The organism is Pedobacter jamesrossensis (genome assembly GCF_042650905.1).
Taxonomy (GTDB): Bacteria; Bacteroidota; Bacteroidia; order Sphingobacteriales; family Sphingobacteriaceae; genus Pedobacter; species Pedobacter jamesrossensis.
On record NZ_JBHSBY010000092.1, the window covers coordinates 1 to 11,392 of the forward strand.

The 11,392-nt window shown below is 35.2% G+C and carries 8 protein-coding genes; 6 read left to right on the plus strand and 2 right to left on the minus strand.

Annotated features, from left to right (window positions below):
• Nucleotides 1–130: 130 nt before the first annotated feature.
• A complete protein-coding gene (locus ACFOUY_RS09775; protein WP_378960326.1) occupies nucleotides 131–2,305 on the minus strand; it encodes a glutamine synthetase III family protein in 2,175 nt (724 codons plus the stop codon).
• Between the two features lie 295 nt (nucleotides 2,306–2,600).
• Between ACFOUY_RS09775 and ACFOUY_RS09780 the strand changes: the two genes are divergently transcribed.
• Together ACFOUY_RS09780 and ACFOUY_RS09785 are read left to right on the plus strand one after the other, a co-directional pair.
• Nucleotides 2,601–3,443 (plus strand): energy transducer TonB, encoded by an 843-nt coding sequence (locus ACFOUY_RS09780; protein WP_378960327.1) that lies wholly within the window; start codon nucleotides 2,601–2,603, stop codon nucleotides 3,441–3,443.
• Nucleotides 3,444–3,454: 11 nt separating this feature from the next.
• A complete protein-coding gene (locus ACFOUY_RS09785; protein ID WP_378960328.1) occupies nucleotides 3,455–3,790 on the plus strand; it encodes an FEKKY domain-containing protein in 336 nt (111 codons plus the stop codon).
• A gap of 96 nt (nucleotides 3,791–3,886) precedes the next feature.
• On the opposite strand, the gene purL is transcribed toward ACFOUY_RS09785, so the two are convergent.
• Complete coding sequence (gene purL, locus ACFOUY_RS09790; RefSeq protein WP_378960329.1) at nucleotides 3,887–7,540, minus strand: phosphoribosylformylglycinamidine synthase; 3,654 nt, start codon at nucleotides 7,538–7,540, stop codon at nucleotides 3,887–3,889.
• A gap of 253 nt (nucleotides 7,541–7,793) precedes the next feature.
• On the opposite strand from purL, the gene gloA2 reads away from it, so the two are divergent.
• The 4 genes from gloA2 to fbp all read left to right on the plus strand — a co-directional run bounded on the left by gloA2 (nucleotide 7,794) and on the right by fbp (nucleotide 10,953).
• Nucleotides 7,794–8,177 (plus strand): SMU1112c/YaeR family gloxylase I-like metalloprotein, encoded by a 384-nt coding sequence (gloA2, locus tag ACFOUY_RS09795; RefSeq protein WP_378960331.1) that lies wholly within the window; start codon nucleotides 7,794–7,796, stop codon nucleotides 8,175–8,177.
• A 282-nt stretch (nucleotides 8,178–8,459) separates the two neighbouring features.
• Nucleotides 8,460–9,173, plus strand: a complete 714-nt coding sequence (locus tag ACFOUY_RS09800; RefSeq protein WP_378960332.1) for a tRNA1(Val) (adenine(37)-N6)-methyltransferase — start codon at nucleotides 8,460–8,462, stop codon at nucleotides 9,171–9,173.
• A 189-nt stretch (nucleotides 9,174–9,362) separates the two neighbouring features.
• Entirely contained in the window at nucleotides 9,363–9,854 is a 492-nt protein-coding gene (locus ACFOUY_RS09805; protein WP_378960334.1) for a metallophosphoesterase family protein, read from the plus strand.
• Between the two features lie 19 nt (nucleotides 9,855–9,873).
• Nucleotides 9,874–10,953 carry a class 1 fructose-bisphosphatase gene (gene fbp / locus ACFOUY_RS09810; RefSeq protein ID WP_378960335.1) on the plus strand — a complete coding sequence of 360 codons (1,080 nt, stop codon included), beginning with the start codon at nucleotides 9,874–9,876 and terminating at the stop codon, nucleotides 10,951–10,953.
• Nucleotides 10,954–11,392 lie beyond the last annotated feature (439 nt).

Below are 11,392 nucleotides of genomic sequence, written 5' to 3' on the forward strand. Positions count from 1 at the left end.
AAATATATGAAAATCAACACTTTAAACCAAAAAAATAACATAAAAAAATATAAAAAATTTAAGCAAAATAAAAGGGCTGATCATTTTATTTATGATACAGCCCCTAAACCTTTTAGCTTATACCTTTATGTTATTTCATGAATAACAATTCTCTGAATTTTGGTAAAGGCCAAACGCTATCATCAACGATTTGTTCTAATTTATCAGCGTGGTAACGAATTGTATCGAAGTAAGATTTAACTTTCTCATCGTAAGCAATTGCTTTCTCACGAGTATCTTCGATTTTGTTAGTCACTTTACGTTCTTCTAACATTGCATCAATATTTGTTTTAACGATATCTAAGTGCTCAGATAGTTTTTTAACAATTTCTAAAGATGATTTGCTTTCAATACCAAGTTCTTTCAATCCTTTAACGTTTTCGATTAATGAATTTTGGTAAGCAATTGCAGCAGGAATAATTGAAGTGTTTGCAACTTCGCCCATTACACGAGCCTCAATCTGTAATTTTTTGTAGAAGTTTTCTAACATGATTTCATGACGAGCATGATTTTCACGTGCGCTATAAATACCAGTAGAAGCGAATAATTCTGCAGATTTTTCTGTTAAATACGCGTCTAAAGCTTTAGGCGTAGTTTTGATGTTTGATAAACCGCGTGTTGCAGCTTCATCTTCCCACTCCTGGCTATAACCATTACCTTCGAAACGAATTGCTTTAGATTCTTTGATGTATTTTTTGATTACAGTTAATAAAGCAATGTCTTTTTTATCACCTTTCTTAATTAACTTATCAACCTCTACTTTGAATTTAGTTAACTGTTCAGCCATGATAGCATTTAAGATAGTCATTGGTGCCGAAGAGTTAGCAGAAGAACCTACTGCTCTTAATTCAAATTTATTACCTGTAAATGCGAAAGGAGATGTACGGTTACGGTCTGTATTATCCATCAAAATTTGTGGAATTTTAGGAATGCCTAACCAAAGTGCATTATCTTCTTTAATTTTTTTGCTGATACGTGAGTGCTCAATTTCATCTAATACATCGTTCAGTTGAGAACCTAAGAAGATAGAGATAATTGCTGGTGGAGCCTCATTAGCACCTAAACGGTGGTCATTGCTTACCGATGCAATACTTGCACGTAATAAATCTGCATGTTCGCTAACGGCTTTAATTGTATTAACAAAGAAAGCAAGGAACATTAAGTTATTTTTAGGTGTTTTACCTGGTGCTAATAAATTTTTACCAGTATCAGTAATTAACGACCAGTTATTGTGTTTACCGGAACCGTTGATGCCTGCGTATGGTTTTTCGTGTAATAAAACACGGAAATGATGACGACGAGCAACTTTTTCCATTAAATCCATCAATAATTGATTGTGATCGATAGCTAAGTTGATTTCTTCGTAAATTGGTGCACACTCAAATTGAGATGGAGCAACCTCGTTGTGACGGGTTTTTAATGGAATACCTAATTTTAAAGCTTCGTTTTCGAAGTCTACCATGTATGTGAAAACACGCTCAGGAATAGAACCGAAATAATGATCTTCTAATTGCTGACCTTTAGCCGACATGTGTCCGAATAAAGCACGGCCTGTTAATAACAAATCAGGACGGGCGTTAAATAAAGACTCATCAACTAAGAAATATTCTTGTTCGATACCTAAAGAAGCATTTACTTTAGTAATGCTTTTGTCGAAATATTGACAAACATCAACAGCAGCTTTATCTAAAGCAGAAAGCGCTTTTAATAAAGGTGCTTTATAATCTAAGGCTTCACCAGTATAAGATACAAAAACTGTAGGGATACAAAGTGTTTTGCCTGCTTTACTTTCCATAATAAAAGCTGGAGATGAAGGATCCCATGCGGTATAACCACGAGCTTCGAAAGTATTACGGATACCGCCGTTAGGGAAGCTAGATGCATCTGGTTCTTGCTGAACTAATGCACTACCCGCAAATTTCTCGATAGCACCTTCGCCGCTTGGCTCAAAAAACGAATCATGTTTTTCAGCTGTAGTACCTGTTAAAGGCTGAAACCAGTGCGTGTAATGTGTTGCGCCAGCGCCCATTGCCCAAGCTTTCATAGCATTTGCAATTTGATTAGCATCATCAGAATTGATTAATTCACCCTGGTTGATAGATGAAATCAATTTTTCGTATACGTCTTTAGATAAGAAATCTCTCATTTTTTTCTTATCAAATACATTCGAGCCAAAAAAGTCAGAAATTTTTGATGATGGTGATTTAACTTCTGGTGAAATTCTGTTTTGAGCCTCTTTTAATGCGATGGTTCTTAAGCTTTTCATTAATTTGTTATGTTTTTTGTCAAAAATAGTATATTTTCTTAATTTTTATGAAACAATTTGTCGAAATAAATAATAATTATTGAAAATGAAATATGAAAATGCTTTTTGGATGAAAAATTTCATTTTTGATAAATTAAACAGTGTTTTTGAAAAGTGTTTAAAAATTCACCTGTTAAACTTAAATCTTTTGACATTGTTTAGGCTGATATTTATAATAAAGTGTAAAAATTAAACTGTTTTTTAATTTTTATGGAATTAGTGATTTTCTTACATCATGGTTTAAAATTCAAAAACTATGTTCAACTCATCTATTAATGTTTACAAAACCGAGTGGCTCGATCTTGTATTCTCTGGCAGAAACAAAAAATATGGTGCTTATGTGCTGAGATCGCAATCATCATCAATTTTAACGAAAGCTTTATTTATTGCAAGCACATTTTTTCTGCTTGTATTTATCACGCCTATGATTTATGATGAAATATTTCCTGCATCAGCTCAAGTAACAGTAACCGAAAATGATTTACCTACGCTTGTCGATGCTATTCATCAAATGAAAAAACCTGATGAACCTAAAAAGGCTGAGCCTGAAAAAAATGAACCCATTAAGGTCAAAACTGTTGCCATACCATCAAAAATAATTGTAGTTAATGATAATGATTTGCCTGAACCGCCAACTATAAAAGATATTCAGGATGCGGTTGTTAGCAATAAAACGCAGGATGGTGAAATTAAACCAAACCTGGTGATACTAAACAACACCAATAGCGGAGATGGTGGGATAAAAGGCGGCGAAACTGCTTCTGGAACAGGAGATGAAGTTATAGAATTACCTGGCGTTGATGAATATCCAGAGTTTGAGGGTGGGATGAAAGGTTGGGCAAAATACATCCAACGTAATCTTCGTTACCCATACGCCGCACAGGAAGCAAATACTCAAGGTAAAGTTTTCTTAAGTTTCGTTGTAGAGAAAGATGGTTCGATAAGCAACGTAACCTTACTAAAAGGTATTGGATTTGGTTGTGATGAAGAAGCAATAAAGGTGATTAAGAAATCGCCAATTTGGAAACCTGGAAAAAATAAAGGTACACCTGTTAGAGTACGCTATAACATGCCAATCACTTTTAGCATAAGTAATTAATCATTTAACCTATGAAAAACATTTTAATTCTTTTCGTGTGCTTTGTTTTTGCGGGCAAAGTAAAGGCTGCTGCAGATACTACAAGAACATACAGCGTTAAGTTGGCTAAGGCAGATATCAAAAATGGAAATATAAAATTTCTTTTAAGAGGAGGGATTGTTTCTTCGGTGAAAAAGGGGCAAGAAATATTCGAGAAGAAATATAAAATCAAATATTCTGATTTTGGATGTGTTATGCCATCAGGCCTTTCTATTGAAGATTATAATAAAACTGTTGCTATTTATATGGATAAGATATTCGGTATAGGTTGGCGTGTAGATGTGAGGCGAGATGTGCAGGGGATTTAGGGAATGATATGGAATGTTTGATGGAAGGTGGATTTTAAGAAATGTAAGATGGTTAAGGAAATAAATTCCAGTCCATCTTACATTTTCTGTTATTTTTCATTTATTCTGTATCCATTTTCTAGCATTTACAAATGCTTCCATCCATGGAGAAACTTCATCTTTTCTACCTTGAGGATAATTTGCCCAATGCCATTGGAATAACGAACGTTCAATATGCGGCATCATTACTAAATGGCGGCCAGTTGTATCGCACATCATTGCCGTATTGTAATCAGAACCATTCGGACTGGCCGGATAACTTTCGTACGCATATTTTGCTACTATGCTATATTTATCTTCTGCATAAGGAAGGCTAAATCTACCTTCGCCATGCGATACCCAAACACCTAAAGTGCTGCCTGCTAAAGTAGAAAGCATTACCGAATTGTTTTCTGCCACGGTTAGCGAAGTAAAAATGCTTTCGTGTTTATGACTTTCATTATGCAACATTTTTGGTTTCTCTTCGTGGTCTTTATTAATTAAGCCAAGCTCAACAAATAGCTGGCAGCCGTTACAAACACCAACTGAAAGCGTATCAGGGCGAGCAAAGAAATTTTCTAAAGCAACTCTTGCTTTCTCGTTATACATAAATGCACCAGCCCAACCCTTTGCCGAGCCTAAAACATCAGAGTTTGAAAAACCACCAACTGCACCAATAAACTGAATGTCTTCTAGTGTTTCTCTTCCTGAAATTAAATCAGTCATGTGTACATCTTTAACATCAAAACCAGCCAGAAACATAGCGTTAGCCAATTCACGTTCAGAATTGCTTCCCTTTTCACGAATTACTGCTGCTTTTGGCCTTGGTTCATCAATTATAGGTTTCTTTCCATCAAATTGTGTTGGGAAAGTATATTTTAATAACTGATTTTTATAATTATCAAAACGTTCTTTAGCTTTAACTGGTCCGCTTTGTTTCTTATCTAATAAGTACGAAGTTTTAAACCAGGTATCTCGAAGTGTATCGATATCAAAACTCAAATTATCATTGGCGTTTTTAATTTCTAATGATGCTTTAGCAGTTACTTCTCCAATTTTGAAATATTCAATATTATTATCAGATAAAACGGTCTCTACACTTGCATTAGCCTGAAAAACCAGGCCAATGTTTTCTGAGAAAAGTAATTTAATGCTATCTGTTTCGCCTAAGGCAGATAAATCTAAAGTGGCACCTAAGTCTCTATCGGCAAAACATATTTCTAAAAGCGTGGTAATTAAACCACCACTACCAATATCATGACCAGCCTGTATTTGCTCGTCTTTTATTAATTGTTGAATCGTATTGAATGCTGTTTTAAATTTGTCAGCATTCTTAACATCAGGGGTTTCATCGCCAACTTTATTTAAAATTTGCGCAAATGATGAGCCACCTAATTTATAACTGTCGTTAGAAAGGTTAATGTAGTAAATAGATCCGCCATTTTTTTGAAGAACGGGTTCTACTACCTTAGTAATATCATCGCAATTGCCACCTGCAGAAATAATAACCGTTCCAGGAGCAATTACATCGCCATCAGCATATTTCTGTTTCATCGATAAAGAATCTTTTCCCGTTGGGATATTGATTCCTAACTCAATAGCAAAATCTGAACAAGCTTTAACAGCTTCATATAATCTTGCGTCTTCACCTTCATTTTTGCAAGCCCACATCCAGTTGGCAGAAAGCGAAACGCTTTTTAAACCATCTTTTAAAGGCGCCCAAACAATGTTAGAAAGTGATTCTGCAATGGCAATTCTACTACCTGCTGCAGGATCAATTAAAGCCGAAATCGGCGCATGCCCCACTGATGTTGCGATACCTTCTTTACCAAGAAAATCTAAAGCCATTACACCACAATTGTTTAAAGGCAGTTGCAACGGACCCGCAGTTTGTTGTTTTGCAACACGACCGCCAACGCATCTATCTACTTTATTAGTTAGCCAATCTTTAGATGCTACCGCTTCTAATTGAAGAACTTGCTCTAAGTAATCGTTTAATTTTGTAGAATCGTAAGTTAAGCTTTCGTAAGTACGGTTTAAGTTTTTGTCCTCCATAATAACCTTTGGAGAACTTCCAAACATGTCTTTCAATTCAAAATCCATCGGTTTAGCGCCTGTAGTTGCCGATTCGAATGTAAAACGATGGTCGCCGGTAACTTTACCAACAGTATACATTGGCGAACGTTCGCGATCTGCAATCTTTTGCAATGTTTCGATATGCTCGTTGCCAATAACCAAGCCCATACGTTCCTGAGATTCGTTACCAATAATTTCTTTTGCCGAAAGGGTAGGGTCGCCTACAGGTAATTTATCCAAATCGATTTTACCTCCCGTTTCTTCTACTAATTCTGAAAGACAGTTTAAGTGACCACCAGCGCCATGGTCGTGGATGGAAACAATAGTGTTATGTTCGCTTTCTACCATTCCACGAACGGCATTAGCAGCTCTTTTTTGCATTTCTGGATTTGAACGTTGAATTGCATTTAATTCAATTCCAGAGCCATGTTGACCAGTATCAGCTGATGAAACTGCTGCACCGCCCATACCAATTCTATAATTTTCGCCACCAAGAACAACGATGTTATCGCCTTCTTGTGGCTTTTGTTTTTTAGCCTGACTAGCTTTTCCGTAACCAATACCTCCGGCAAGCATAATCACTTTATCGAAACCTAATTTGCGATCGTTTTCTTCGTGTTCGAAAGTTAAAACCGAGCCTGTAATTAGTGGCTGGCCAAATTTGTTACCAAAATCAGTAGCACCGTTCGATGCTTTGATTAAAATATCCATTGGTGTTTGGTACAGCCATTTTCTTTCTTCAACACTTTGTTCCCAAGGGCGGTTTTCCTCTAAACGAGAAAGCGCCGTCATGTAAACCGCTGTTCCTGCTAAAGGTAAAGAACCTTGTCCACCAGCCAATCTGTCTCTAATTTCTCCTCCAGAACCAGTTGCAGCGCCGTTAAAAGGTTCTACGGTAGTTGGGAAATTATGTGTTTCTGCTTTTAACGAAATAACAGATTCGAAATCGCTTGTTGTATAGTAATCCGGTACATCGGCACGTTTTGGTGCAAATTGCTGTACAATCGGACCTTTTATAAAGGCAACATTATCTTTATAAGCCGAAACAATATCGTTAGGGTTTTCTTCTGATGTTTTACGGATTAATTTAAATAAGGAAGTTGGTTGTTCAACACCATCGATAACAAATTTACCATTGAAAATTTTGTGACGGCAATGTTCTGAATTTACTTGTGAGAAACCAAAAACTTCTGAATCTGTTAGCGGCCTTTCTAAATTTTTTGCAAGCGTATTTAAATATTCAACTTCTTCGTCACTTAAAGAAAGTCCTTCTTGTTTGTTATAGGCTGCAATATCTGTAATTTCTAAGATGGGTTCTGGTTTTATGTTTATGGTATAAACTTCCTGACCAAGTTCAGCGTATTTTTGAGAAAGCATTGGGTCATAATCTGAAAAGTCTTCTGCAACTTTTTGAAACTCTTCAATTCTGATGATTCCATGGATATCCATGTTTTGGGTAATTTCTACCGCATTTGTACTCCATGGTGTTATCATAGCAGCACGTGGGCCAACAAAAAAACCGCTCAGCGCAGTTTCATTTTGTAGTTTGGCACCGCCGAATAACCATTCTAGTTTTGTAATATCAGTTGCTGATAGGGCGTGTTCTGTTTGTAAAACAAAAACCGCCTCGGATTGACTTAAGAAGAAATGAATCATGCTTTTTTTTTGAAGCTGCAAATTTAGGTTTTTTTAATTTAATGATGGCATATATTAATGATAGAATGAATTCTGAATGATATAATGTTTGTAATTTCCTCGATTGAATTTGTTAATGAGATGATGAATACTCAAAATTCAATCTCTTTGGCGCCTTGCCTTGGCATTTTCTAATTCTCTAATTCAAAATTCAATCATTTTTCTGCAACTTTGCCATTTATTCAATCATTCGAAATTCATTCATTTTCTAAATATGTTTAACCGCATTCATCATGTTGCTATAATTTGCTCTGATTACGAAAAATCTAAGGATTTTTACATTAATAAATTAGGTTTCAAGGTATTGGCTGAAGTTTACAGAGCCGAAAGAAAATCTTATAAATTAGATTTGGCCGTTAATGATGTTTATCAGATAGAACTTTTCTCTTTTGAAAACCCTGCTCCCAGACCTTCAAGGCCCGAAGCGCAAGGTTTACGTCATTTGGCTTTCGAAGTGGATGATGTGGAAAAAGAGATAGAAAGGTTAAGTACTTATGGAATTATAACAGAGCCTATTCGTATTGATGAATTTACTGATAAACGGTTTGCTTTTTTTGCCGATCCTGATGGATTGCCTTTGGAGTTATATGAAAAATAACCTGGCATAAAACAAAATAGCCAACAATTTAGTTGTTGGCTATTTAAATACCGATCGAGTACGAATTATTTTAACAATTCAAAGTCCGGTATAAACACGGATCATTCAAATTGCTAAAACAAACATAAGGGATGAAAATTGACATTTAAAACAACCGTTTGTTGAATTTACTAACAGCTGAAGTTTATTGACCGTTTTTTGAATAGTTATTTATTTAAATTATTGATTTATAGTATTTTATACATTTTTTAGTTGTGGATAAATAAAATTAAACTCATTTAGTTGAAGGCAAATAAAAATATTTTCAAATTTAAGCAATTCGATATCGATCAAACTGGGTGTGCAATGAGGATTAATACCGATGGGGTATTGCTAGCCACAAGTGTTTCGCATGCAGAACCTAAAAAGATACTTGATATTGGCACTGGTACTGGTGTAATTGCATTAATGTTAGCGCAAAGATTTTTAGATGCTGAAATTGATGCAGTAGAGATTGATTCGCAAGCGGCTAATGCGGCGAGGCAGAATGCAATGCAATCTATATTTTCTGAGCGAATTAATGTTTATCATTCTTCTTTTCAAGATTTCGAAACAGAAACTAATTATGATTTGATAGTCTCTAATCCTCCGTTTTTTGTTAATGATTTAAAAAATGAAGAAGAACGCAAAGGAATAGCCAGGCATGCTGATGTTGATTTTTTTGACATTCTGGTTCGTAAATCGGCTAAAATACTTTCAAATAAAGGCAAGCTATGGATGGTTCTTCCAGTAAAGCAGGCGACAGAGGTTGAAAGAATAGGCGCTAATGTTAATTTATTTGTGTCTGAAAAAATTAGTATGCATTCTGATAAAGATAAGCCTACGTTTAGGATTATGATTTGCCTTACGAGAGAAAAAGTGGTGGTTAATGAGTGGGATTTTTGCATTTACGAATCAATGAATGTGCATACTGAAGCTTATAAGAGTTTACTTAAAGATTTTTTTCTGAATTTTTAATACGTTAATTGATAAATTAAAAGGCACTAGTATATAGCTTTTTGGAATGATAAGATTGTATAGTAGTTTGTATTGGTTTGTTGCTTTTTTATCTTGATTTGGGCAAGGTTTTTTTTGGTGCACTCCAAATTGTCTTTCGATATTTTTAGCATTATTTAAATTGAAAATATTTACATTTTACCTCATTATATGAAAAAAATAGGTTTGATTTCTGATACACATGGTTATTTGGATGAAAGTGTTTTTAAGCACTTTGAAGACTGTGATGAAATCTGGCATGTCGGTGATTTTGGGCCAAATGTAGCAGAACCATTGGCTGCTTTTAAACCACTTAGAGGTGTATATGGTAACATAGATGATTCTGAAATAAGAAGTGATTTTCCTGAGCAAAATCGTTTTAGCTGCGAAGGCGTTGATGTATTGATGATTCATATAGGTGGTTACCCTGGGAAGTATGCGTCGTCAATTAAGTCGGAAATTTACACTAAGCCACCTAAATTATTTATAACTGGGCATTCGCATATTTTAAAGGTGATGTATGATGAAAAACTAAAATGTTTGCATATAAACCCCGGTGCTGCAGGTAAAAATGGGTGGCATAAGGTTAGGACCTTAGTTCGTTTTTGTATTACTGATGAAAATATTCATACCTTAGAGGTTATAGAGTTATCGGGTAGATAATGTAAAAAATACACTAAGTATGGTTTGTGGCGTTAAAACATTAGGACAATTTATCATAGAAAAACAAGCAGATTTTCCTTATGCGAAAGGAGAATTATCGAGGCTTTTACGGGATATTGCAATAGCAGCTAAAATTGTAAACAGAGAGGTAAATAAGGCTGGTTTGGTTGATATTCTGGGTGATATGGGTACTACAAATATTCAAGGTGAGGAGCAAAAAAAATTAGATGTTTATGCGAATGAGCAATTTATAGCAGCATTAACAAGTGGGGGTGAGTGTTGTATAGTTGCAACCGAAGAGGAGGATGAGATTATTCATATCGAATCTCCTGTTTCTCAAAATGCTAAATACATCGTTTGCATCGATCCTTTGGATGGTTCATCAAATACAGATGTAAATGTTGCTGTAGGAACCATATTTTCTATATATCGGCGTAAATCTACTGAGGGAAAAGCAAGCCTTGAGGATGTTTTGCAAAAAGGCACGCAGCAGGTTGCTGCGGGTTATATTATTTATGGCTCTTCAACTATGTTGGTTTACACTACGGGTAAAGGTGTGAACGGGTTTACTTTAGATCCTTCTATAGGCGAATTTTGTTTGTCGCATCCGAGCATGAAAATGCCTGAAACTGGCTATATGTATTCTATTAATGAGGGTAACTATGTACATTTTCCGGATGGTGTGAAAAAATATATCAAATACTGCCAGGTAGAGGATGATGCTACAAAACGACCATATACTTCACGTTACATAGGTTCAATGGTTGGCGATATTCATAGAAACTTGATTAAAGGTGGAATTTATATTTACCCTACAACTTCCAGATCTCCAAACGGAAAACTAAGATTACTTTACGAATGTAATCCCATGGCGTTTATCATAGAACAGGCTGGAGGAAAAGCCTCTACTGGCTTCGAACGAATTTTAGATATAGGTCCCTCAGAACTTCATCAAAGAGTACCGATTTTTATTGGCTCAAAAAATATGGTCGAAAAGGCAGAGGAAATGATGCTGGTTTATACAGATAAATCAGGCTCGCTTAACGGTAACGTTGAAGCGCAGTTAGAAAATTTAGGTATTGTTGGTGGTATAGATTAAAATACAATTTAAACAAGGACTATATTTTTTCAAAAAAGACAGTTGTGATTAAGTTTAAAAGGTTAATTTACTGAGGTTTGGCTGTCTGATTGTTCATTAAGGTCAGCAGCCATAAAATCACTCATCTCCATTAACTTTCAAAGTTTCTTTCGGGTATACGAAATGGCAGCCCTTATATCACGGTTTGGGTATAATAATTATGAAAGCCGACTTTTAATAAGTCTGAGAATGGAGAAATAAACTTTTGTATTATCCTAAATTTCTGTTGATTGACCAGTTTTTTTGTTGTAAATTTTTTCCTGTCTTCCGCGGTTTTTTATTTGGCTTGAAATTCTCTTTGATTATCAGCTTGTTAACTGTATTTATTTAGATTTTTGGGTGTCCCAGCACTTTTTGGCTTATATTTACCTTGATGTTTGTTCGACAAAAGAAGAATAAA